The organism is Streptomyces sp. NPDC041135, from assembly GCF_055592085.1.
In genome coordinates this window covers 35,737-59,099 of the sequence record NZ_JBVIYZ010000018.1, presented here as the reverse complement: position 1 = coordinate 59,099, position 23,363 = coordinate 35,737, and the positions used below count along the sequence as shown (strand labels likewise).

19 protein-coding genes and 1 tRNA gene are annotated in these 23,363 nt (G+C 73.2%); 11 read left to right on the top strand and 9 right to left on the bottom strand.

Features of this window, described 5'->3' with window-relative positions; translation table 11 throughout:
- Window positions 1-128: 128 nt before the first annotated feature.
- The 3 genes from ACZ6CZ_RS29455 (at window position 129) to ACZ6CZ_RS29445 (ending at window position 5,771) form a co-directional block, all read left to right on the top strand.
- On the top strand, window positions 129-1,730 hold the full coding sequence (locus ACZ6CZ_RS29455; protein WP_469027186.1) for an alpha/beta hydrolase: 1,602 nt from the start codon (window positions 129-131) through the stop codon (window positions 1,728-1,730).
- A gap of 106 nt (window positions 1,731-1,836) precedes the next feature.
- Window positions 1,837-1,913 (top strand) — tRNA-Thr (locus ACZ6CZ_RS29450).
- Window positions 1,914-2,399: 486 nt separating this feature from the next.
- Window positions 2,400-5,771, top strand: coding sequence for an AfsR/SARP family transcriptional regulator (locus ACZ6CZ_RS29445; RefSeq protein WP_469027294.1), 3,372 nt, complete (start codon window positions 2,400-2,402; stop codon window positions 5,769-5,771).
- Window positions 5,772-5,833: 62 nt separating this feature from the next.
- Here the strand turns inward: ACZ6CZ_RS29445 and ACZ6CZ_RS29440 are convergent, their stop codons facing one another.
- Both ACZ6CZ_RS29440 and ACZ6CZ_RS29435 read right to left on the bottom strand, forming a co-directional pair.
- On the bottom strand, window positions 5,834-7,516 hold the full coding sequence (locus ACZ6CZ_RS29440) for a bifunctional 3'-5' exonuclease/DNA polymerase (RefSeq protein ID WP_469027183.1): 1,683 nt from the start codon (window positions 7,514-7,516) through the stop codon (window positions 5,834-5,836).
- Window positions 7,517-7,586: 70 nt separating this feature from the next.
- Window positions 7,587-8,360 carry a Clp protease N-terminal domain-containing protein gene (locus ACZ6CZ_RS29435; protein ID WP_469027181.1) on the bottom strand — a complete coding sequence of 258 codons (774 nt, stop codon included), beginning with the start codon at window positions 8,358-8,360 and terminating at the stop codon, window positions 7,587-7,589.
- A 128-nt stretch (window positions 8,361-8,488) separates the two neighbouring features.
- On the opposite strand from ACZ6CZ_RS29435, the gene ACZ6CZ_RS29430 reads away from it, so the two are divergent.
- Window positions 8,489-9,607, top strand: a complete 1,119-nt coding sequence (locus ACZ6CZ_RS29430; protein WP_469027178.1) for a DUF2786 domain-containing protein — start codon at window positions 8,489-8,491, stop codon at window positions 9,605-9,607.
- A 44-nt stretch (window positions 9,608-9,651) separates the two neighbouring features.
- On the opposite strand, the gene ACZ6CZ_RS29425 is transcribed toward ACZ6CZ_RS29430, so the two are convergent.
- Window positions 9,652-10,170 (bottom strand): DUF4232 domain-containing protein, encoded by a 519-nt coding sequence (locus ACZ6CZ_RS29425; RefSeq protein WP_469027176.1) that lies wholly within the window; start codon window positions 10,168-10,170, stop codon window positions 9,652-9,654.
- A gap of 184 nt (window positions 10,171-10,354) precedes the next feature.
- The gene (locus ACZ6CZ_RS29420; RefSeq protein WP_469027174.1) at window positions 10,355-10,858 is read right to left on the bottom strand and encodes a hypothetical protein; all 504 of its coding nucleotides are present in this window, start codon (window positions 10,856-10,858) and stop codon (window positions 10,355-10,357) included.
- Window positions 10,859-11,016: 158 nt separating this feature from the next.
- Between ACZ6CZ_RS29420 and rpmG the strand changes: the two genes are divergently transcribed.
- A complete protein-coding gene (rpmG, locus tag ACZ6CZ_RS29415) occupies window positions 11,017-11,181 on the top strand; it encodes a 50S ribosomal protein L33 (RefSeq protein ID WP_469027171.1) in 165 nt (54 codons plus the stop codon).
- 576 nt (window positions 11,182-11,757) lie between these two features.
- Complete coding sequence (locus ACZ6CZ_RS29410) at window positions 11,758-12,024, top strand: DUF397 domain-containing protein (protein WP_469027168.1); 267 nt, start codon at window positions 11,758-11,760, stop codon at window positions 12,022-12,024.
- A 187-nt stretch (window positions 12,025-12,211) separates the two neighbouring features.
- Here the strand turns inward: ACZ6CZ_RS29410 and ACZ6CZ_RS29405 are convergent, their stop codons facing one another.
- Window positions 12,212-12,688, bottom strand: coding sequence for an ATP-binding protein (locus ACZ6CZ_RS29405; RefSeq protein ID WP_469027166.1), 477 nt, complete (start codon window positions 12,686-12,688; stop codon window positions 12,212-12,214).
- Between the two features lie 353 nt (window positions 12,689-13,041).
- On the opposite strand from ACZ6CZ_RS29405, the gene ACZ6CZ_RS29400 reads away from it, so the two are divergent.
- The 3 genes from ACZ6CZ_RS29400 (at window position 13,042) to ACZ6CZ_RS29390 (ending at window position 16,151) form a co-directional block, all read left to right on the top strand.
- Entirely contained in the window at window positions 13,042-13,866 is an 825-nt protein-coding gene (locus ACZ6CZ_RS29400; RefSeq protein ID WP_469027292.1) for a helix-turn-helix domain-containing protein, read from the top strand.
- 127 nt (window positions 13,867-13,993) lie between these two features.
- Window positions 13,994-15,454: an aldehyde dehydrogenase family protein gene (locus tag ACZ6CZ_RS29395; protein ID WP_469027164.1), complete on the top strand. Its 1,461-nt coding sequence runs from the start codon at window positions 13,994-13,996 to the stop codon at window positions 15,452-15,454.
- A 154-nt stretch (window positions 15,455-15,608) separates the two neighbouring features.
- Window positions 15,609-16,151 carry a DinB family protein gene (locus ACZ6CZ_RS29390; protein ID WP_469027161.1) on the top strand — a complete coding sequence of 181 codons (543 nt, stop codon included), beginning with the start codon at window positions 15,609-15,611 and terminating at the stop codon, window positions 16,149-16,151.
- Window positions 16,152-16,209: 58 nt separating this feature from the next.
- On the opposite strand, the gene ACZ6CZ_RS29385 is transcribed toward ACZ6CZ_RS29390, so the two are convergent.
- On the bottom strand, window positions 16,210-17,616 hold the full coding sequence (locus ACZ6CZ_RS29385; RefSeq protein WP_469027159.1) for a glutamate decarboxylase: 1,407 nt from the start codon (window positions 17,614-17,616) through the stop codon (window positions 16,210-16,212).
- A gap of 28 nt (window positions 17,617-17,644) precedes the next feature.
- Complete coding sequence (locus ACZ6CZ_RS29380; protein WP_469027156.1) at window positions 17,645-18,931, bottom strand: ion channel protein; 1,287 nt, start codon at window positions 18,929-18,931, stop codon at window positions 17,645-17,647.
- A 112-nt stretch (window positions 18,932-19,043) separates the two neighbouring features.
- On the opposite strand from ACZ6CZ_RS29380, the gene ACZ6CZ_RS29375 reads away from it, so the two are divergent.
- Both ACZ6CZ_RS29375 and ACZ6CZ_RS29370 read left to right on the top strand, forming a co-directional pair.
- The gene (locus tag ACZ6CZ_RS29375; RefSeq protein ID WP_469027154.1) at window positions 19,044-19,811 is read left to right on the top strand and encodes a MerR family transcriptional regulator; all 768 of its coding nucleotides are present in this window, start codon (window positions 19,044-19,046) and stop codon (window positions 19,809-19,811) included.
- 191 nt (window positions 19,812-20,002) lie between these two features.
- Window positions 20,003-21,073, top strand: coding sequence for a DedA family protein (locus ACZ6CZ_RS29370; protein WP_469027152.1), 1,071 nt, complete (start codon window positions 20,003-20,005; stop codon window positions 21,071-21,073).
- Window positions 21,074-21,082: 9 nt separating this feature from the next.
- Here ACZ6CZ_RS29370 and ACZ6CZ_RS29365 read toward each other — a convergent pair whose 3' ends face one another.
- On the bottom strand, window positions 21,083-22,744 hold the full coding sequence (locus ACZ6CZ_RS29365; protein ID WP_469027150.1) for a threonine/serine exporter family protein: 1,662 nt from the start codon (window positions 22,742-22,744) through the stop codon (window positions 21,083-21,085).
- A 112-nt stretch (window positions 22,745-22,856) separates the two neighbouring features.
- Window positions 22,857-23,348 carry an inorganic diphosphatase gene (locus ACZ6CZ_RS29360; protein ID WP_469027289.1) on the bottom strand — a complete coding sequence of 164 codons (492 nt, stop codon included), beginning with the start codon at window positions 23,346-23,348 and terminating at the stop codon, window positions 22,857-22,859.
- Window positions 23,349-23,363: the final 15 nt, after the last annotated feature.

The following is a 23,363-nucleotide window of genomic DNA, read 5'->3' as shown; positions in this document are numbered from 1 at the left end:
CGTGTGGGACGAGCCCCCGCCGTGGCCGCTGTGGCCGTGGCGGTGACTTCGCCTTGACCGGGTCACCCGTACGAGGATGATCCCGGACGCTACGCGCCCGTCCGGTCGCGCAGCGTTACGCTCGTCCGATGCACACCAGGCGCACCCCCCGCACCCACCGGCGCAGGCTCCGGCCGCTGTCCCGCATCCCGGCCACCCTCTTGGCGGCCGCCGCCGTGCTCGTGTCCGCCTGTTCCCCCGGGACGACGGCGACGTCGGCGGCGGGCGCCGGGGACGCGGTGCTGGCCGCGCTGCCCCGCTCGACGCCGTCCGCGCTGGCGCCGTACTACGGGCAGACGCTGCGCTGGCGCGACTGCGGCGTCCCCGGTTTCCAGTGCGCGACGATGCGGGCCCCGCTCGACTACGCCAGGCCCGACGCCGGGGACGTCCGGCTGGCCGTCGCCCGGAAGAGGGCCACCGGCAAGGCCGCGCCCCTCGGCTCCCTCCTGGTCAACCCGGGCGGCCCGGGCGGCTCGGCGGTGGGCTACCTCCAGCAGTACGCCGGTGTGGGCTACCCGGCCGAGGTCCGCGCCCGCTACGACATGGTGGCGGTGGACCCGCGCGGCGTCGCCCGCAGCGAGCCGGTCGAATGCCTCGGCGGCCGGAAGATGGACGCGTTCACGCAGACCGACGTCACGCCCGACGACCCGACTGAGACGGACGGTCTGGTCCGGGCCTACCAGGGCTTCGCGGAGAGCTGCGGAGCGCACGCGCCCCGGCTGCTACGGCACGTGTCCACCGTCGAGGCGGCGCGGGACATGGACATCCTGCGGGCCGCGCTGGGCGACGAGAAGCTGACCTACGTCGGCGCGTCCTACGGCACCTTCCTGGGGGCGACGTACGCCGGACTGTTCCCGGCCCGGGTGGGGCGCCTGGTACTGGACGGCGCGATGGATCCCTCCCTGCCGGCGCGCCGGCTGAACCTGGATCAGACGGCGGGCTTCGATACGGCCTTCCAGGCCTTCGCCAAGGACTGCGCGCGGCGCACCGACTGCCCGCTCGGCGGCAGGGGGACGCCGCCCGCCCGGATCGGCGAACACCTCAGGGCCTTCTTCCGCAAGCTGGACGCGCACCCCCTGCCCGCAGGCGACGCGGACGGCCGCACCCTCGGCGAGTCGCTCGCCACCACGGGGGTGATCGCGGCGATGTACGACGAGGGGGCCTGGGAGCAGCTGCGCGAGGCGCTGGCCGCGGCGATCGACGAGAACGACGGCAGCGGACTGCTCGCCCTCTCCGACAGCTACTACGAACGCGACGCCAAAGGCCGCTACAGCAACCTGATGTCCGCCAACGCCGCCGTGAACTGCCTGGACCTGCCGCCCGCCTTCACCGGCCCGGACCAGGTCGAGACATCCCTCCCGGCGTTCGAGAAGGCCTCCCCGGTCTTCGGCGAGGGCCTGGCGTGGGCCTCCCTGAACTGCACGTACTGGCCGGTGCGGCACACGGGCGCACCGCACCGCATCGAGGCGGAGGGCGCCGCCCCGATCGTCGTCGTCGGCACCACCCGCGACCCGGCGACCCCCTACCGCTGGGCCCAGTCCCTCTCCCGCCAGCTCACCTCGGCACGCCTGCTGACCTACGTCGGCGACGGCCACACCGCCTACGGCCGCGGCAGCACCTGCATCGACTCCGCGATCGACACCTACCTCCTGCGCGGCACCGCCCCTGAACCCGGAAAGCGCTGCTCATAGCCCCTCCCGCGACCCCCGGAGCACCCAGCTCCGGGGCGGGTACGAGCACCCCGCGAAACTGTGTAGACTTACCGACGTTGCTGATCGCACCATGGTGCGACAGCGCGCCGCTTTAGCTCAGATGGCCAGAGCAACGCACTCGTAATGCGTAGGTCTCGGGTTCGAATCCCGAAAGCGGCTCCACTCGAAGCCCAGCCCAGACACTGTCTGAGCTGGGCTTTTGCGTTCAGTGGACGACGAGGCGACGACGGCGGCGATGCCGCGTGCGGTGCGTGGCGGGGGACGGGACAAGGGCCCCGGGCGGTCACCTCCGCCGGCCGGGGCCCCCTTTGCGTCCCCGGATCCGGCCTACGGCGACACTCCCCCGAGTGACGCGTCATCCGCGCGCGCCGTCGGGCCAGATCCGATGAAGTGATCACATCAGACCGCGCCAACGGATCGCTAACATGTGGCCAACGGTTTGTTTCCGAGGCGGCGGGCCGGCTGGCGCGAAGTCGCCGGGCGGCAGCGGAGGCAGGCCGGGAGACCAGCGGTTTCCGGGCCGGGCCGGCAGGCCCGGGTGGCGGGATACCGTCTCGGACAGGGCGGGATTCCGCCACGGAACGGTGGGCAGGGGCCCGCCGCGGGGCACGGTCGGCAGGACCGCGCGGGAAGGCAATGGGCGGCGCGATGCGGCGGTACGGGCTGCGGTTCGGACTGCTGGGGCCCCCGGTGCTGTACGACCCGCTGCCGTACGGCATCTCGTACGACGCCCCCGGCGATCCCCCGGGTCCCGGCAACACGAGTTCCGCCGACGGTCGCCGGTCCGGTCCCGAGCACCCTCTTCCCGTCCTGCACGACACCCCCTCCGACGCCCTCGACACCGGTGACCGCAGTGGCCGCGGGCCCGCCGCCCGGGCGATCGGCAGTCCCAAGGTGCGCGCGCTGCTCGCCGCGCTGCTGCTGGAGCCCGGGCGGGTCGTCTCCGTCGAGGCGCTGAAGGACGCGCTGTGGGGCGGTGCCCCGCCGGTGTCCGCCCAGGCCTCGCTGCACAATCACGTCACCCGGTTGCGCCGCCTCCTCGACGATGCCGACCGGCTCAGGGCCGTACCGCCGGGCTATCTGCTGCGCGTCGGCGACGGCGAGTTGGACGTGCACGTGTTCGAGGCGCGGGTCTCCGAGGCGCGCGCCGCGCACGCCCGGCGCGACTGGGCGGGCGTGCTGCGCGCCTGCGCGGCGGCGCTCGCGCTGTGGCGCGGCACGCCGCTCAGCGGGCTCCCCGCCGACCTCGGCGGGTACGCCCTGGTGCAGCGGCTGACGGAGGCGCGACTGCTGCTGCTGGAGTGGCGGTACGACGCCGAACTGGCCCTGGGCGGCGCGCGGTCCGGCGGACTCGTGCCCGAGCTGGCGGCCCTCGTCGCCGAACACCCGTTGCGCGAGGCGTACCACCGTCAGCTGATGCTCGCCCTGCACCGCACCGGCCGCCAGGCCGAGGCCCTCGCGGTCCACCGCGACCTGCGCAGCCGCCTGATCGAGGAACTCGGCGTCGAGCCGGGGCCGGCCGTCCGGGACACCCATGTGGAAGTGCTGCGGGACAGCGCCGACCCGGGCGGCGGAGGCGAACTCACGGTACGTGGGGCCACGGAGCCAGGGCCCGTCGCGCCGGTGGTGTCTCCGTCCGGGACCGACCGCCCCGAGGTCACCGCGCCACCGGTACCCGGACCGGCCCCGGAACCGGCCCCCGTACCGGAGGGCACCGCATCGCCGGGCGCCGCCCCCGACGACACCGCCCCGCACCCCACCGCGCCCGGCACCGACGCCGCCCCCGCCGCCACTGCCTCGGCCACTCCCCGCCCCGCGCAACTGCCCCCTCCCCCCGCCCACTTCACCGGCCGTGCCGCCCTCCGCGACGATCTCCGCCGGGCGCTGACCAGGACAGCGGCGACCCACCCGGCCGATGCGGCCGACGCCACCGCCGTGACCGCCGTGATCAGCGGCATGGCCGGGGTGGGCAAGAGCGCGCTCGCCCTGCACGTGGCGCACGAGCTGCGGGAGCGGTTCCCGGACGGGCAGCTGTACGTCCATCTGCACGGCGCCACCCCCGGCATGTCCCCGCTCACCCCGCCGCAGGCGCTCGCCGCGCTGCTGCGGGACCTCGGCGCGGACCCCCGCCGGATTCCCGAGCATCCGGACGCGGCCGCCGCGCTGTTGCGCTCGCTCCTCGCGCCCACCCGCACGCTGATGGTGCTGGACGACGCGGCGAACGCGGCGCAGGTACGGCCGCTGCTCCCGGCCGGCGCGGGCTGCGCGGTGATCGTGACGAGCCGTTCCCCGCTGGCCGCGCTCGACGGCGCCCACCGCGTCGCGGTCGGTCCCCTGACCGGCGAGGACAGCGCGGCGCTGCTGCGCGCGGTGAGCGGGCGCAGCGGGCTCGACGCCGGTCACCCCCTGGTGGAGCTGACGGGACGACTCCCGCTGGCGCTGCGCGTCGTCGCGGCCCGGCTGGCCGCCCGCAGCGCTCTCACCCCGGCGGTGCTGGCCGGTCAGCTCGCCGCGACCGCGGGGCGGCTGCACCATCTGGAGTACGACGACCTCAGCGTCCGGCGGTCCCTGGCCGTCGCCCACGACGCGCTCGCCGCCGCCGGGCGGGAGGCCGACCGGGACGCGGCGCTCGCCCTGCGGCGTATCGGCGCGCTCGACCTGCCGACGTACGGCGCCCCGCTGGTCGCCCGCCTCATCGGCACCGACGAGCGGCGCGCCGAAGCCGCGCTGGACCGGCTGGTCGACGTCGCCCTCCTGGAGGAGACGGCGTACGGCCGTTACGCCCCCCACGACCTGGTCCGCGACTTCGCCCGCGAGCTGGCGGACGGTGCGCCCGGCCACCGCCCCGACCCCGGGACAGGCACGGGGACCGGTGGCGGGGCCGTCCCCGACCGCACCGCGCTGCGCTGGTACGCCGCCGCAGCCGAGCGCCTCCTGACCGCCATCGTCGAACCCGGGCTCGACCTGGACGACCGCCGCCGCCCCACCGCCGCCCAGCCGCCCGGGCACGCCGCCGACGTGGCCCGGCTGCCGTCCTTCGACTGCCCGGAGCAGGCCTTCGCGTGGGGGGACAGCGAACTGGAGAACATCGTCGCCCTGGTGGAGCGCAACGCGGCCACGCCGGACGACCGCACGGCCGCCCACCTCTCCGTGCTGGTCCGGCTGTTCCTCCCGTACGTACAGCGCAGCGGCCGGGTCGCCGAGATGGAGGTGCTCGGCCGGGCCGCCCTCGGCGCGGCGCGCCGGCTCGGGGACGCGGCGGCGGAGGCGTACGCACTGGCCGACCTCGCCGGACTGCACTTCCTCACCGGCTGCCAGAACGAGGCTCTCGCCCTGACCGACCAGGCACTGGAGATCTGGCGGCGGCTCGGCCGGGTCTCCTGGATCCGGCGCTGTCTCAACCACCGGGGGCTGCTGCTGGAAGGGCTGGGCCGGTACGCGGAATCCGGAGCGGCGCTGCGGCTGAGCCTGAAGTACTCGCGGCAGCTGAACGATCCCCACGGCGAGGCCGTCACCCACAGCCACCTCGGCAACCTCTACGAGCACACCGACCCCCGTGCCGCCATCGAGCAGCACCGGCGCTCACTGGCCATCGGGGACGCGATCGGCGCCGTCATCGTGCAGCACTCGGCACGCTGCAACATCGGCTACGCCCATCTCGCCCTGGGCGAACCGGCGGCCGCCGCCGAGCACTTCGAAGAGAGCCTGCGCATCCTCGGCCGCCACGGCGACTGGCACGGCGAGTCGCAGAGCCGGCTCGGCCTGGTGCGGGCGCTGCGGCAGCTGGGCCGGACCGGGCGCGCCGGGCGCGAGTGCGCGGAGCTGCTGCGCCGCGCGGACGCCCGCGCCGACCACTACACCGGCGCCCTCGCCCGCCACCAGCACGGCTTCCTGCTGCGCGAGCAGGGGCGCGAGGAGCAGGCCCACGAGGCCTGGCGCGCCGCGCTCACCGCGCTGGACGGCACCGACGAGCAGGCGGTCCTGGCGGAGCTGCGGGACCTGATCGCACACGGCCGCTGAGCGCAGACCCGCCGTACCGGACGCGCACCGCGGCTCAGCTCGGCTCACTCGGCCAGCTGCGCTCACTTCGCGTCCGCGTAGCACTCCACCACCGCCGTGGTGAACGGGAACCGCACCGGCGTCTGCCCGAACGTCAGCCGACCCGCCAGGTCCGCCGCCTCCTGGATCGCCCGTACGACCGTCTCGGCCTCCTCCTGCGGGCAGTGCACGATCACCTCGTCGTGCTGGAAGAAGACCAGCTCGGCCGAGAGGTCCGCGCAGGCCCGGCGCAGCCCGGCGAGCAGCAGCAGCGCCCAGTCGGCGGCGCTGCCCTGGACGACAAAGTTGCGGGCGAAGCGGCCACGCGCGCGGGCGCGGGTGGAGGCGTGGCCCGGCCCCCGGGACGGTCCGTCGGAGTCGTCGTCGCCGAGCGGGATGCCCGCCTCCTCGGTCGGGTCCTCGCCCGTGGCGGCGACCGGCGGGCAGGTGCGGCCGAGCCAGGTGCGCACCAGTCGCCCTTCCTCACCGGCGCGGGCCGCCTCGTCCACGTAGGCCACCGCCCTCGGGAAGCGGCGGCGCAGCGCGGCGAGGTTCTTCAGGCCGTCGCCGGAGGTCTGGCCGTAGACCGCGCCGAGCACGGCGAGCTTGGCCTGGGCGCGGTCGCCGGAGAACGCGCGCTCGGAGACCGCCTGGTAGAGGTCGCTGTCGCGGCCGGCCACCTCCATCAGTCCGGGGTCGCGGGAGATCGCGGCCAGCACGCGCGGCTCCATCTGGTCGGCGTCGGCGACCACCAGCCGCCAGCCGGGGTCGGCGACGACGGCCCGCCGGATCACCTTGGGGAGCTGCAACGCGCCCCCGCCGTTGGTGACCCAGCGCCCGGTGACCGTCCCGCCGGCCAGGAACTCCGGCCGGAACCGGCCCTCGCGCACCCACTCCTGCAGCCAGGACCAGCCGTGCGCCACCCAGATGCGGTACAGCTTCTTGTACTCCAGGAGGGGTTCCACGGCCGGGTGGTCGACGGACCGCAGCTCCCAGCGGCGGGTCGACCTCACCTTGATCCCGGCCTGGGCGAACGCCTTGACCACGTCCGCCGGGAGGTCGGGGCGGACCCGGCGCCCGAAGGCGGCCGAGACCTCGTCGGCCAGTTCGGCGAGACGGCGTGGCTCACCGCCGCCCGCGTACCGCTCGCCGAGCAGGTCGCGCAGCAGCTCGCGGTGCACGTCGGCGCGCCAGGGCAGGCCCACGTGGTTCATCTCGGCCGCCACCAGCATCCCCGCCGACTCGGCGGCGGTCAGCAGCCGCATCCGGTCGGGCTGGAGCGCCGCGCGGTGGCGCCGCTGCTGGTCGGCGTAGACCGCGAGGAGGTCGTCGAGCGGCAGCCCGGTCTGCTGGGGCTCGAACAGCGGGGACTGGGCGCTCGGCCCGGTGGGGCGGGGCGGGTCGGGCGGAACGGGGCCGCCCCGGAGGCGGGCCAGCGCCGCGGCCGCCGAGCGTGGCTCGCCGTGCCGTCCCTCGTGGCCCAGCAGCAGTGTCTCGGCGTCCTCGACGTCGTAGCACCGCTCCACCCGCACCCCGGCGGCGAGCAGGCGCGGGTAGACCTCGGGCGTCGACCGCCACACCCAGCGCGTCACCTGCGGGCGGCCGCGGACCGCCTCGGCGAGATCCGGCTCCCGCCGCACGGGTCCGGCGGGCAGCCCGTCCGGGCCGAGGGGGGCCAGGTCCACCCCGCCGTCCTCGGCCGGTGCGAGCGCCCACCGGTCGGTCATGCCCCGAGTGTCGCAGCCGGCTCTGACAACGGGCCCGACCTGAGCCGCTGCCGTCTCTCGGCGCCGGTCGCTACGCCTGTCCCTGGTCTCCTGCCGCCCGCTGCTGCACCAGCAGTGCCAGCACCCGGGCGACGTACTGCTCGCTCCGCGCCTTGTCGACGCCGAGGCCGCTCAGGACGCCCTCGCCGTTCTCCTGCTCCAGCAGGGCCAGCAGGATGTGCTCGGTGCCGACGTAGTTGTGGCCCAGGCGCAGCGCCTCACGGAAGGTGAGTTCCAGGGCCTTCTTGGCGTCGGGGCCGTAGGGGACCAGCTCGGGGGCCGCGTCGGAGGCGGGCGGGAGCGCGCCGGCGGCGGCGGCGCGGACCGCGTCGAGCGAGACGCCCTGGTCGGTGATCGCCTTCGCGGCGAGGCCGTCGGGCTCGGCGAGCAGCCCGAGGACCAGGTGCGCGGGCAGGCCCTCGGTGTTGCGGGCCTTCTTGGCCTCGTTGTGCGCGGCCATGACCACGTTGCGGGCCCGCGGGGTGTAGCGGTCGAAGCCCTGGTTGGGGTCGAGGGCGGTCGACTCCTTGGGGACGAAGCGCTTCTGCGCCGCCTGCCGGGTGACTCCCATGCTCTTGCCGATCTCGGTCCAGGAGGCGCCGGAGCGGCGGGCCTGGTCGACGAAGTGGCCGATCAGGTGGTCCGCCACGTCACCGAGGTGGTCGGCGGCGATGACCGCGTCCTGGAGCTGGTCGAGCGGCTCGTGATGCACCTTCTTGATGGCCGCGATGAGGTCGTCGAGACGTACGGACGACGTGATGGCGGGGCCGGCCGGTCCGGCCGGGTCGTTCGGTTCGGTCGTCATGCGTCAACCTTAGGTTGACAGCGGGGCGGCGTCAACCCGGAGTTGACGCCTGAACGCTGACTCCCCAGGTTGTCCACAGGCTGTGGACAACTTCTGGGACTGTCGGCGTCCCGTGGCACGATCGAGGAGTGACCAGCACCGACAGCAGCACCGTCGACCGAGCCTTCCAGGCCGCGCTGTACGACGACACCGATTCCGGCCTCGACACGGGCGCCTCCCTCCTCGCGGCCGACCCCGCCGCGGACGCGGAACTGGCCCGGCGCGGCGAGGAGTTCGTGGCGGCGGCCTGGCGGCGCGGCTGGCAGCCCGCCGACGTCGTACGGCTGGTGCGGCGGGACCTCGGCGGCCCGCACCTGACCCTCGTCGCGGAGCTGATCCGGTCGCAGGCTCCGGGAGACCGGCCGCGCGGCCGGCGCTGGGCCGCCCAGCTCGACGCCCTCGGCGAAGCGCAGGAGAGCCCAGCGCGTGCGGCGGACCGCTTCTCCCAGGCCACCACCGCCCTCGAGCTGTACCGCCTGCTGCTGCGCCTGCCCACCCTGGAACCCCTGGAGGAGCCTCTCCAGGGGCACCGGCCCGCCGCCTCCCGGATGCTCACCCGCATCCGCGCGCTGCTCGCCAAGGCCGAGGCGACCGGGTTCCCCGAGGAGGCGGAGGCACTGAGCGCGAAGGCGCAGGAGCTGATGGCCCGGCACAGCATCGACGAGGCGCTGCTCGCCGCCCGGGCCCCGGCACCGGACGCGCCCGGAGCTGCCCGGATCGGGGTCGAGCCGCCGTACGAGCAGGCCAAGGCGGTGCTGCTGGACGCGGTGGCGACCGCCAACCACTGCCGGGCGGTGTGGAACGAGCCGTTCGGTTTCTCCACGGTCGTCGGCTTCGAGGCGGACCTCGAGGTGGTCGAGCTGCTGTACACCTCGCTCCTCGTGCAGGCCACGCACGCGATGACCCGGGCCGAGGCGGCGCAGCGAGCCGGCGGGCGAAAGCGTACGAAGACCTTCCGGCAGTCCTTCCTCGCGGCCTACGCGCACCGCGTCGGCGACCGGCTGGCCGCCGCCGCCGTGACCCAGGTGACCGAGGACCTGCTGCCGGTCCTGGCCACCCGCGACATAGCGGTCACCGACCGGCTGGAGCGGATGTTCCCGCGGACGACGACCAGCCGGCTGCGCGGGGTGACCGACGCGGCCGGCTGGGAGGAGGGCGCGCGGGCGGCGGACCGGGCCCAGGTCAGAGGCCGTCCGGCGATCGGATGACCGGTCGGACCGGTCGGGCCGGCCGTCCGCCTGTGGGCCCGGGCTCAGTCGCCCGCCTGCTGGAAGGCGCTCACGGAAGCCTGCGCGGTGCTCGCGCCGCCCTGACCGGCCACGGGGCCGTACGTCCAGGGGAACTCCTTGGCTGCGTCGTCGCCGGGGAGGGTGACCTGCAGCTTGGTGGCGTCGAGGCTCGCCTTGTCGCCCGACCCGGCGCGGACGTACATGACCGAGAAGGACGCGGCGTCGCCCTTGGCCAGCTTCAGCTTCTGCGGCTTCGCGCCCTGCTGCGGGTCCAGCCGGTCGGAGGTGCCGCCCCCGCTCAGGCGGACGGAGGGAAATCCGTCCAGGGTGCACGGGCCGCTGTGGTTGGTGATGCTGACGGGCACCTCGCCGGTGTCACCGGCCGCGGGGGCCGCGCTCGCCGCGCCGACCTGGAGGGAGACGGTGCCGAGCCGGCAGGCCGAGTCGTCCTTGCTCTTGCCGCCGCTGTCACCGCCGTTGCCGCAGGCGGTCAGGGCGAGGGCGGCGGCGAGGGCGGTGACGGTGAGCGGAATGGCGCGCATGTGTGGTCCCTGTCGAGGCGGTGGCAGTCTCCGGACATCATCCCGCCGACGAGCGCCGCCCGCTCGCGCGCCCCCGCCCGACCGGCACCCTTCGCACCCACTCGCAGGCGCACGTCACACCTCGCCGGCGCGCACCCACGGACGCACGCCCCCGGCCCACTTCGCCGCGCCGGGCCCCGCGGCCTCACTGCCCGAAGGCGGTGGGCAGACCGGACGGCAGCCGGCCGCCCTCGGCCTTGGTGTACGTCTCCTCGCCGAGCTTGCCCGACCAGGTCACCTTCATGGCCTTCGAGCCGACCGAGTCGACCATGCCGGTCGTCCGGGACGTGCCGCCGTCGGCGCAGGTCAGGTGGATCATCCGCATGCCCGCCTCCTGACCGGCGGTGCCGCTGCACACGGTTCCCCCGGTCGCGAAGAGGCCGGCCTGCTTCCCCGTGATCACCAGGGCCACGACCTTGCCGCCGGTCGTGGTGATCCAGCTGCCCTGGAGCTTGCCGGACGCGGTCGCCGTACCGCCCGTACCGCCCGTGCCGGCGGAGCCGGAGGCCGTCGCGGAGGCCGGCGAAGCGCTCGGGGTGCCCGCGTCGCCGTCGGAGCCGCCGTCACCGCTGCACGCGGTCAGCGCGAGGGCGCCCACCAGCCCCGCGGCCGCGGCCGCGCTCCGCACCCTCGCCGTCGGAGATGTCACTGGAAGCTCCCAAGCTGTAGCCGGCCCGGCACCCGGTGGCCGGGAGAGTCCGCAGCAAGCTACCAGGCAGTTCGCGGCCAGGAGGAGCCCCCGAGGCCGTCGGGTCACACGGCTCGCCCGAGCGGAATAAGGTGGCAATGGTCATCGTTTTCAGGCACATGGCACGCAACGAAATCCGCCCGGTCGTCAAGCTCCGGTCCACCGCCCGGACCGGTTTCACCTACGTCACCCGCAAGAACCGCCGCAACGACCCCGACCGCCTGACCCTGCGCAAGTTCGACCCGGTCGCCGGCCGGCACGTCGACTTCCGCGAGGAGCGGTAACCCACCGGCGCGCACGCCGGGGACCGGCCGCTGACCGCACACCACGACAGGCAGGGATTCACCCGCGAGTCACGCGGGTGAATCCCTGCCTGCGTGTCCGGGGGCGTTCCGCTGACCGCTGCCGGAGGCCCGGCGCGCGCGTCCGGCCTCCGTCGACGTGCGGGTTCTCTCCTACGGCAGGCAGCGGAGGCCGTCCGTCCGGTGGACGGGGGCCGATCCGGCCGATTCCGCGGGCTGGACCAATATGCGGACACGGGAACAGGAAGGCCTCCACGCGCGTCTGTTCCTCATACATGAGGGATTCGATCCGGACGACCTTGCGCGGGCGACGGCACGACGACGGCACGACGACGGCACGGACGATCACGGCGGGGGCCGGCGACCGCATGGTGCACGGGCCCCGGGGCAGACGCTGAACCAGCTTCGATGAAGCGTGCGCCCATGCTGTAACCGCAGGAACACCGCGCGTGCACGTGCATCTGCCCATGCAGCTGCACGTGAACAACGTTATGATCCGGATCAGTTGACCACAGCATCTATGGCCACATCAGCCAGTGCACCACCGGGGAGCGACCTGTGGACCGCGACGTTGACAGCGTGAACGGGTACGACGTGTACAACGGCATGGCTGCTACGCAGCTGAACGGAGTGGCCTGGCAGAAGAGCCGGCACAGCAATTCGCAGGGTTCCTGCGTGGAGTTCGCCCGATTGCCCGGCGGCGACGTCGCGGTGCGCAACTCGCGCTTCCCGGACGGGCCCGCGCTCGTCTACACGCGCGCGGAGATCGAGGCGATGCTGCTCGGGATCAAGGACGGCGAGTTCGACCACCTGACAGCGAGCTGAACGCCCCGTTCCGGCGGCGCCGTCGCCGGTGCGCGGGCGATGGCCGCTCGGTCCGCCCGGTCGACGCGCGTAGCGTCAGCGGTCGTGGTGGTGGCGAGGACGGCAGTGGTGCCGCACGGAGCGGCGGCGGGCCGGCCGGGCGGCTGAACGCGCGTAGAAAGAGGGCGTCAGGCGGCGCCCCTCGGTGTCACTCGGCCGGTTGCAGCCGGAACAGCGCCCAGACGACCTTGCCGCTGAGGGTGCCCGCGAGGGGATGCCAGCCCCAGCCGTCGCTGAAGGAGTCGACGAGGAACAGGCCCCGGCCCGACTCGGCCGAGAAGTCGTCGGAGTCCCGGGCGGTGGGTGTCTCGTGACTGGGATCGCGCACCGCGCACACCAGCCGCTCGGTCCACCGCATCAGGTGCAGCCGGACGGACGGGGAGTGCTCGGCGCAACCGGCCGGGTCGGCGGGCAGCGCGTGCCGCAGGGCGTTGGTGACGAGTTCGGAGACGACGAGACAGACGTCGTCGAAGCGGTCGCCGGCGTCCCACTGGTCCAGGGTTCTGCGGGTGAAGTGCCGGGCTTCGCGCACCGCTTCGTAGCGGGAGGGCAGTGCGCAGGAGGCGGCGCTGGACACGGCCGCGGGATCAAGCGGCGGAAGGCCCTGCCGTAACGGCTTGAGCATGGTCGATCCATTCGTCCCCATGCGAGGCACTCCCGGAATTCGCGGTCGTTGCGATGCAGCGGTGGCGCGGGACCATGGTTTCGGATGCGCACAGCAGATGCAAGGGCAGATGCACGTGCACGCGACCGAATTGAACCCTCCCGTACCGCTTCTTGGCCATTTTTTCCGCCATCTTCCCCTGGTTGGCTCACCTTCTCCTTGCGCCTTCCTGCGCGGTAACTTTGGCTCCTTTCCGTTTCCGTAACCGGACGAGTACTGCTCGAAGTGTTTTAGTGGCAGACTGCGGCCCCTGAAGACGGTTGGGGAGGCTGGCGAACGTGAGCGCGGGAGAGCCGGGATCGGTGGTGCGGCGCATGCTGCTCGGATCACAACTCAGGCGACTGCGTGAGGCGCGGGGGATCACGCGCGAGGCGGCGGGTTACTCGATCCGCGCCTCCGAGTCGAAGATCAGCCGGATGGAGCTGGGCCGGGTGAGCTTCAAGACACGGGACGTCGAGGACCTGCTGACGCTGTACGGCATCACCGACGAGGCGGAGCGGGAGTCCCTGCTCTCCCTCGCCCGGGAGGCCAACGTCGCGGGCTGGTGGCACAGCTACTCCGACGTGCTGCCCAGCTGGTTCCCCACCTACGTGGGCCTGGAGGGCGCGGCGTCGCTGATCCGGGTGTACGAGGTGCAGTTCGTGCACGGCCTGCTGCAGACCGAGGAGTACGCGCGCGCGGTGGTGCGGCGCGGTATGAAGGGCGCCTCGGTGGCCGACGTGGAGCGGCGGGTCGCGCTGCGCCTGGAGCGGCAGAAGTACCTGGTGGCCGAGAACGCCCCGGAACTGCACATCGTGCTCGACGAGGCCGCCCTGCGCCGCCCCTACGGCGACCGCGAGGTGATGCGCGGACAGCTCCAGCACCTCATCGAGATGTCCGAGCGCCCCAACGTACGGCTTCAGGTGATGCCGTTCGGCCTTGGCGGGCACTCCGGGGAGAGCGGCGCCTTCACCCTCCTCAGCTTCCCCGAGTCCGACCTGTCGGACGTGGTCTACCTGGAGCAGCTCACCAGCGCCCTCTACCTGGACAAGCGTGAGGACGTCGCCCAGTACGAGCAGGCGCTGAAGGAGCTGCAGCAGGACAGCCCCGGGCCGGACGAGAGCCGGGACCTGCTGCGCGGACTGCGGCAACTGACCTGACTTCCGCGCGACTTCGTTCTGAGACATCCCAACCGGTCTGTCGCGCAAGTACCATGACGCCTGATCAGACCGTGCAGTTGACCGGGTGTCTGCCGCTGCCCCGGGCAGCAAGGGATCGAGGGATCACATGTCGTCCTGCTTCTCCGACCTGGCTCAGCAGTTCATCGACGGTGAATGGCGCCCCGGCAGCGGCTCATGGGAGATCATCGACTTCAACCCCTACGACGGCGAGAAGCTGGCCTCGATCACGATAGCCACCGTCGACGAGGTCGATCAGGCCTACCGGGCGGCCGCCCGCGCCCAGCGGGACTGGGCCGCCACCAACCCCTACGCCCGGCGCGTCTTCTTCGAGCGGGTGCTGCGCCTGGTGGAGGAGCGGGAGCGCGAGATCACCGAGCTGATCATCGCAGAGCTGGGCGGCACGCACCTCAAGGCCCGCTTCGAGATCGGCCTCGCCAAGGAGTTCCTGCGTGAGGCGGCCCAGCTGGCGCTGCGCAACGAGGGCCGGTTCCTGCCCTCGCCGATCGACGGCAAGGAGAACCGCCTCTACCGCGTCCCCGTCGGCGTGGTCGGCGTCATCAGCCCGTTCAACTTCCCGTTCCTGCTGTCGATCAAGCCGGTCGCCGCCGCCCTCGCCCTCGGCAACGCCGTCGTCCTCAAGCCCCACCAGGACACCCCGCTCACCGGCGGCACGCTCATCGCCAAGCTGTTCCAGGACGCGGGCCTGCCGCCCGGGCTGCTGAACGTGGTGCTGACCGACATAGCCGAGATAGGCGACGCGTTCATCGAGCACCCCGTGCCGAAGGTGATCTCCTTCACCGGTTCCGACAAGGTAGGCCGGCACATCGCCACCACCTGCGCCGCGCAGCTCAAGCGCTCGGTGCTGGAACTGGGCGGCAACAGCGCGCTGGTGGTGCTCGACGACGCCGACATCGACTACGCCGTCGACGCGGCCGTCTTCAGCCGCTACGTCGACCAGGGCCAGGTCTGCATGGCCGCCAACCGCGTCCTGGTGGACCGCTCGGTGCTGGACGAGTTCACCGCGAAGTTCGTCGCCAAGGTCAGGACGCTGAAGACCGGCGACCCGAGCGACCCGCAGACGGTGATCGGCCCCGTCATCAACTCCCTCCAGGCCAACGCCATCACGGCGGCGATCGAGCAGGCCGTCGCCGAGGGCGCCACGGTCCTGGTCCGCGGTGCCAGCACCGACAACCTGGTGGAGCCGTCCGTCCTGACGGACGTGCCGGCCGCCTCGTCGCTGCTGCACAAGGAGATCTTCGGCCCCGTCGCCCTGCTGGTGCCCTTCGACGGCGAGGAGGAGGCCGTGGCCATCGTGAACGACACGCCGTACGGCCTGAGCGGCGCCGTGCACACCGCCGATGTCGAGCGCGGGGTCGCCTTCGCCAAGCGGGTCGACACGGGGATGTTCCACGTGAACGACGGCACGGTCCACGACGAGCCGCTGGTGCCGTTCGGCGGCGAGAAGAACTCCGGGATCGGCCGGCTGAACGGCGAGACGACCCTGGACGCCTTCACCACGCTGAAGTGGATCTCGGTGCAGCACGGACGGACCGCCTTCCCGTTCTGACCGGCCCCGCTGCGACCCGGGCCGGATCATCCCGGATCGATCCCGTCCCAGCCCGCCATGGCGGACAGGATCTGACCTCGATGGCCCGTAGCGTCGTCGGTGTCAGGCGGACGCGGGCAAGCGGCCGCCGGAACCGAGGAAGGGCGGACCGGTCATGGTCACTCACGTGCGGGCAGAGGCGAAGGGCGACGAGGTCGGGGCGCTGCTGTCGTTCCTCGCGGAGCAGCGCGGCGGCATCCGCCGGGCGGTGCTCGGGCTGACGGAGGAGCAGGCCACCGCCCGGCCCAGCGCGAGCGAGCTGTCGCTGGGCGGGCTGGTCAAGCATGTCGCGGAGACGGAACAGGCCTGGCTGGCGCGGGCCAGGGGCGAGGAGCCGGCGGTGCGGCGGGACCGGTCGAACTGGCACGAGTGCTTCGTGCTGGGCGCGGGGGAGACCCTCGCCGGGCAACTGGCGTACTGGGCGGAGGTGGCCGACGGGACCGAGCGGTTCTTCCGCGCCGCCTCCAGCCTCGACGACACCTTCGCACTGCCCGCCGAGCCGTGGTTCCCGCCGGACGAACGGGTCTCGCTGCGCTGGCTGGCCCTGCACCTGATCCGCGAGAGCGCCCGGCACGCCGGCCACGCCGACATCATCCGGGAGTCGCTGGACGGCAGGACGGCGTTCGAACTGGTGGCCCTGGAGGAGAAGGCCGGGTAGGCGCCCGGGGGGAGAACGGGGAAGGGCCGGGGCGGGCGGGGGCCCGCCCCGGCCGCCGTCAGTGGTGGAACCCGGTGGCCGCCTGCCGGTCCCGGGTGAGCGGGCCCGGCTGGCGGCGCAGTTCCGGCAGCAGGCGGGTCAGGTCCTCGATGAACAGGTCGGCGAGGTCGTGGCTGAAACCGTTGCGGCACACGATCCGCAGCGCGGACAGGTCCTCCCGGTTCGGCGGGAAGGTGTACGCCGGCACGAGCCAGCCGCCCTCGCGCAGCCGCCGGGAGACGTCGAAGACGTCGTAGGAGGTGACCTCGTCGGTGGTGGTGAAGGCGAAGACGGGCAGTTCGTCGCCGCGGGTGAGCATGCGGAAGTCGCCGAGCGCCTCGATCCGCTCGGCGAGCCGGCGCGCCACGTCCCGCGTCGACTGCTGCACCAGCCGGTAGCCCTCGCGGCCCAGCCGCAGGAACGTGTAGTACTGCGCGACCACCTGCGCGCCGGGCCGGGAGAAGTTGAGCGCGAAGGTCGGCATGTCCCCGCCCAGGTAGTTCACCCGGAAGACCAGCTCCTCGGGCAGCGCCTGCTTGTCCCGCCACAGCGCCCAGCCCACCCCGGGGTACACCAGCCCGTACTTGTGCCCCGAGGTGTTGATCGAGGTCACGCGCGGCAGCCGGAAGTCCCACTCCAGGTCCCCGTCGAGGAAGGGCGCCACCATGGCGCCGGAGGCCCCGTCCACGTGCACCGGGACGTCCAGCCCGGTCCGCTCCTGGAGGTCGTCCAGGGCCGCGCAGAGGTCGGCGATGGGCTCGTACGACCCGTCGAAGGTGGAGCCGAGGATGCCGATCACACCGATGGTGTTCTCGTCGCACAGCTCGGCAGCCGCCCGCGGGTCCAGGTGGAAGCGGTCGCCCTCCATGGGGACCTGGCGGGCCTCCACCTCCCAGAAGTTGCAGAACTTGTCCCAGCAGACCTGGACGTTGACGCCCATCACCAGGTTCGGGCGGGCGCCGGGGTACCGGTCGGCGTTGCGCGTGGCCCAGCGCCGCTTCAGCGCCATCCCGGCCAGCATGCACGCCTCGCTGGAGCCGGTCGTCGAACAGCCCACGGCGGCCGACGGGTCCGGCGCGTTCCACAGGTCGGCGAGCATCGCCACGCAGCGCCGCTCCAGCTCGGCGGTGCGCGGGTACTCGTCCTTGTCGATCATGTTCTTGTCCCGGCAGTCCGCCATCAGCACCCCGGCCTGCGGCTCCATCCAGGTGGTGACGAAGGTGGCCAGGTTCAGCCGCGCGTTGCCGTCCAGCATCAGCTCGTCGTGCACCAGCTGGTACGCCGTCGCCGGCGGCATCGGCGAGTCCGGCAGCCGGTGCTGGGGCGGCGCCTCGGCCATGCCGCCGACCGGGTTGGCCTCGCTGTAGAAGGGGTTGACCGACAGCGGCCGTTCGTCGTGCTTCGCGGGGCCTTTGTGCAGGGCCATGGGACACGCCTCCAGATCGGGTACGGGGTCAGTGGACCGCGGTGCCGTCCTCGCGCAACTGCATCTGCGCCCGCCCGGTGACCACCAGCCAGGTGGGCAGGGAGGCGAGGCACAGCAGGGCGAGGATGGCAGGTGTCATGACGAGGACGGCGGCGGTGAACAGGCTCACCCAGCCCTGCCGGGTGGTGGCCATGAGGATGCCGAGGACGGCCGTCGCCACGCCCAGGGCGGGGGGCACCGCGGGCACCAGCGCGTGCGCGCACAGGCCCAGGGCGGTGCCGACGAACACGGCGGGGAAGATGCGGCCGCCCCGGAAGCCGCAGGACGCGGCGACGACCAGGGCGGCCAGCTTCACCACGGCCATCGTGGCGAACTGCCCGGCCGACCAGCCGTCCGGGTCGTGCGCCAGCGTCCCGATCTCCGCCAGCCCCTTGAACAGCGTCAGATGGCCGCCCACGGCCGCCAGGCCGCCCAGGACGAGGCCGCCCGCCGGGAGCATGAGCATCGGGTGGCGCAGCCGCTGAAAGGCCGCGTGGGTGTACGGGAAGACGTGCACGGCGCACATCCCGAGCACGGCGGCGGCCGGGGCGATCACGACGGCGGCCAGTGCGTCCGCCGGGCCGGGGTGGTAGAGGGGCGGCAGGTTCAGGTCGAACGTCGGGTGCGACACCAGCGTGGTGGTCATGGCGCCGAACGCGGCGGCGGTCAGCGGTGCGAACAGGTTGTCCCACAGCAGTCCGCGCACCGGCCGGCCGACCAGCGCCTCCGACATGACCAGCGCCGCCGCCACCGGCGTGCCGAACAGCGCGCCGATCGTCGCCGCCTCGGCCAGCATCGGCCACAGGGCCCCGGGCGCCCGGGGGAGGAAGCGGCTGCCGGCCCAGGCCGCCAGACCCACGTTCACCGCGATGATCGGGTTCTCGGGACCGAGGCTCGGGCCGCCGGCCAGCATCAGCCCGGCCGCCAGCACCAGGCCGGGCAGCACCACCGGTCTCAGCACCGGGGCGTCCAGGCCGGTGCGGGCCGGGTCGGGGCCGGCGTGCCCGGGCGCCTTCCACACCACGAGGCCCACCGCGGCGCCGGTGGCCACGAGCATGACGCACATCCACAGCACCGAGTAGGGGCCCACGCCCAGGGCGGCCGGCAGGGGGCCCCACAGCACGTGCTGGAGCCGCTCCGCCGCCGCGCTCACCCCGACGAAGACCAGGCTCGCCGCCACCCCCACGGCGGCGGCGGGCAGGAGCAGCGGCAGCAGGGCCCGGGCCGGGGTCGCCGGGCGGGTCGTGGGAGCCTGCTGCGCGGTGTCCTGGGCCACGCGCTCACCATAAGGGGAGAAAACGGGCACAACACCCGGAAGGGGCCCGGCTTGCACCTCACGTGGCGTGAGCCGCCAGGCTGGCGGACGTACCGACGACAGGGAGCGGAAGATGAGCTACTCCGTGGGACAGGTCGCCAGGTTCGCCGGGGTCACGGTGCGCACCCTGCACCACTACGACGAGATCGGGCTGCTCGAGCCCGGCGAGCGCACGCACGCCGGCCACCGGCGCTACGACGACGCCGACCTCGACCGGCTCCAGCGGATCCTGTTCTACCGGGAACTCGGCTTCCCGCTCGACGAGGTCGCGGCCCTGCTCGACGACCCGGACGCGGACCCGCGCGCGCACCTGCGCCGCCGGCACGACCTGCTGACCGCCCGGATCGAGAAGCTGCAGAAGATGGCCGCGGCCGTGGAGCACGCCATGGAGGCACGCGCGATGGGCATCAACCTCACCCCCGAGGAACGGTTCGAGGTCTTCGGTGACAAGGACCCCGAGGAGTACGCGGCGGAGGCGGAGCGGCGCTGGGGCGGCACCTACAGCTACGCCGAGTCGCAGCGCCGGGTCGCCCGCTACACCAAGGACGACTGGCAGCGCATCCAGTCCGAGGTGGCCGCGTGGGGCGAGGCCTACGCGGCCCTCATGACCGCCGGGGAGGCACCCGCCTCGCAGCGGGCGATGGACCTCGCCGAGGCCCACCGGCGCCACATCAGCACCTGGTTCTTCGACTGCCACCCCAGGACCCACGAGCGCCTGGCGGAGATGTACGTCACCGACGAGCGCTTCCGCGCCTACTACGAGTCGGTGCACCCCGGCCTGCCCGAGCACCTCAGGGAGGCCATCACGGCGAACGCGGCCCGGCAGGCGGCGTCCGGCTGACCGGTGGCGTCCCGGCCCGGGAGCCGCTCCCGGGCCGGTGCCTGCGCGGCCGGCGGCTTTGTGCCGACCGGTGCACAGTGCATCCTGGAGACCCGGTGGAACCTGGGTCGGGCGCCCGGCGTTGATAGCTTTGTGCGGCGGTCCGCCGTATCAGGTGCCGCATCGCCTTCACCCCTCAGGAGCCCGGATCCGTGATGACACTCGCCCTCGGCCCGAGCTGGCTGGACCCGAACCACCTGCTGAACACCTACAGCATCTGGGGCCTGCTGCTGATCGTGTTCGCCGAGTCGGGCCTGCTCATCGGCTTCTTCCTGCCGGGTGACTCGCTGCTGTTCACCGCCGGCCTGCTGATCACCTCGGGGGAGATGGACTTCCCCCTGTGGGCGGCCGTCGCGCTGATCTGCCTCGCGGCGGTCCTCGGTGACCAGGCGGGCTACATGTTCGGCAAGAAGGTCGGCCCGTCGCTGTTCAACCGCCCGGACTCCCGCCTGTTCAAGCAGGAGAACGTGGTCAAGGCGCACGAGTTCTTCGAGAAGTACGGCCCGAAGTCCCTGGTCCTGGCCCGTTTCGTGCCCATCGTGCGGACGTTCACCCCGATCATCGCGGGCGTCAGCGGCATGCGGTACCGCTCGTTCCTGACCTTCAACCTCATCGGCGGCGTCCTGTGGGGCGCGGGCGTCACCCTGCTGGGCTCCTGGCTGGGCAACATCGAGGTCGTCAAGAACAACATCGAGGCGATGCTCATCCTGATCGTGCTGATCTCGGTGATCCCGATCGCGATCGAGTTCCTGCGGGCGCGCGGCAAGGCCCGGAAGGCGCCGGGCACCGGCTCCGGCACCCCCCGGCCGCCGCAGGCCCACCCGCAGCCGCACGCCGGGCACCAGCAGCCCCCGGCGATGGACGACGCGACGACCCGCCTGCGCCGCATAGAGCCGGAGCAGCCCTACCAGCAGCCTCAGCAGCCCCAGCAGCCCCGGCAGTACGCCGACCAGGGCTACGGCGACCCGTACCAGCAGCAGTACGGCCGGCAGGGCTACGACCAGGGGCAGTACGACGGGCAGCAGTACGGCGCGCAGGGCTACGGGCAGCCGCAGCCCCACGGCGCGCAGCAGCACCACACGCGGCAGCACGACCCCCGGCAGCCGTACGGCGCCCAGCAGCAGCCCTACGACGAGCAGCAGCCCTACGACGAGCAGCAGCCCTACGACGAGCAGCAGCAGTACCCGTACGACTACGAGCAGGGCACCTACCGCGCCCCGTGAGGCGGACGCTCAGAAGCCGCGGGTCCGCTTGGCCGCGCGGCGCTTGCCGGCGGAGCCGACCCGAAGGAACAGCCGGGAGATTTCGGAGCCGAGGTTGACCCCGATGGCGATGGCCATGGCCAGCGACGCGGCCTTCGCCAGGGACACCAGGCCCTTGTCCAGCTCGTTCTGCGCCATGCTGAGCAGCCCGAAGTAGGTGGCCGAGCCGGGCAGCAGCGGCCCGATGGCCGCCGTCGTGTACGGCAGCGCCGAGGCGAACCGGTAGCGCGACAGCAGCTGCCCGAACAGCCCCACCAGCCCCGCCGCCACCGCGGTGGAGGCCACCGGGGAGGTGCCGCCGACGTAGTGCAGCGCGCCGTACACCGACCAGGCGACGCCGCCGTTCAGGGTCACGGCCAGCACGGTGGACCGCTCCTGCTGGAGCAGCACCGCGAAGGTGAGCGACAGCAGCATGGACGCGGCGATCTGCACCAGCGGCCGCTCGGCGATGTTCAGCGCCGCGTCCGGGTTGAGCATGGCGCCGAGCTGCACGCCGAAGTACAGGACGACCAGCACGCCGACGACGATGCCGACGAAGAAGTACATGACCTCCAGCAGCCGCGCGGAGGCGGTGATGTAGAAGCCGGTCAGGCCGTCCTGGACGCCGGCCACCAGCGCGCGTCCGGGCAGCAGCGCGAACAGCCCACCGGTGATCACGGCGGACGCCTTCACGTCCACGTGCGCCAGCGTCAGCGCCACCCCGATCGCGGCGGGCGGCATCGCGGCCACCGTGAACTGGTAGAACTCCGGCAGCCCGCGCCCCGCGCACAGCCACGCCAGCCGGTCGCCGAGCATGGCGCCCAGCGCCGCCGCGACGAACACGACGAGGTCGCCGCCGACCAGCACGGAGGCCGCGCCCGCCAGCAGCCCCGCGGCCGCGGTCAGTGCCCAGCCGGGGTAGGGGTGCCGGTTGCGGCGCATCTCGGCGAGGCGCCGGTAGGCCTCCTCCAGCGAGATGTGGGTCTCCGGGTCGGTCAGGTCGTCCACCAGCCGGAAGACGGCCGCCAGCCGCGTGTAGTCGGTGCCCCGGCGGCGGACCGTCCGGGACGCCGTCACCGGGTCATCCACCAGGGACGGCTGGTGGGAGATCGACAGCAGGGTGAAGGTGACGGTGGGCTCGCAGCGGTCGAGGCCGTAGGAGCGGCACACCGCGAACATCGCGGCCTCCACGTCCTCTGCGCCCTCGCCGCCCGCCAGCAGCAGCTCGCCGATGCGCAGGGTCAGGTCGAGGACGCGCGGGACGGCCGGGCCGCCCTCCTCCTCGGTCTTCTGCACCGGCTCCGGGGCCGGCCGCTCGGTCACCGGCATGCGCAGCATCGTGCGCATCCGGTCCTGCCAGGGCGCGTCCTTGGTCAGGCTGACCAGGGGAACCCCGGTGGCCGGGGTGACGGCGGCCGGCTGCTGGGCGCCGTGGTTGCGCGGGGTGCTGAACGCCGACCCCTCGGGCTCGGCGCCGGGCGCGTGCGGGGTCTGCAGCCCCTCGGGGACGGCGAACTCGGAGGTCGTCTCGGACTCGCCGGCGCCCCTGGGGACCGCGAGGCCCACGGGGAGGGCGAACTCGCTGGTGATCTCCGGGTCGTAGGTGGTCCTCGCCTCGTCCGAACGAGGCTTCTGGTCTGCCGCCTCCGTCACTCCACCAAGCTCCCTGAACGACACATTCCGCAGACTTCAGTATGCGCACAGAGATGCCGATGGGCCGCACGCGCCCGCGTGCGGCCCATCGGCATCTCTGTGCGCAGGGGTGTCAGTGACCGCCCTGCTCCTTGAAGCGCTTGTAGGACCGCTCGATCTCCACCTCGGCGTCCACGCGGCCGACCCAGTTGGCGCCCTCGACCGACTTGCCGGGCTCCAGGTCCTTGTAGACCTCGAAGAAGTGCTGGATCTCCAGGCGGTCGAACTCCGACACGTGGTGGATGTCGCGCAGGTGCTCCACGCGCGGGTCGGTGGACGGCACGCACAGCAGCTTGTCGTCGCCGCCCGCCTCGTCCGTCATCCGGAACATGCCGATCGCGCGGCAGCGGATGAGGCAGCCCGGGAAGGTCGGCTCGTCCAGGATGACCAGCGCGTCCAGCGGGTCGCCGTCCTCGCCGAGAGTGTTCTCGACGAAGCCGTAGTCGGTCGGGTAGGCGGTCGAGGTGAAGAGGCGACGGTCCAGGCGGATCCGACCGGTCTCGTGGTCCACCTCGTACTTGTTCCGCGAACCCTTCGGAATCTCGATCGTGACGTCGAACTCCACCGGTGGCTCCTCCAT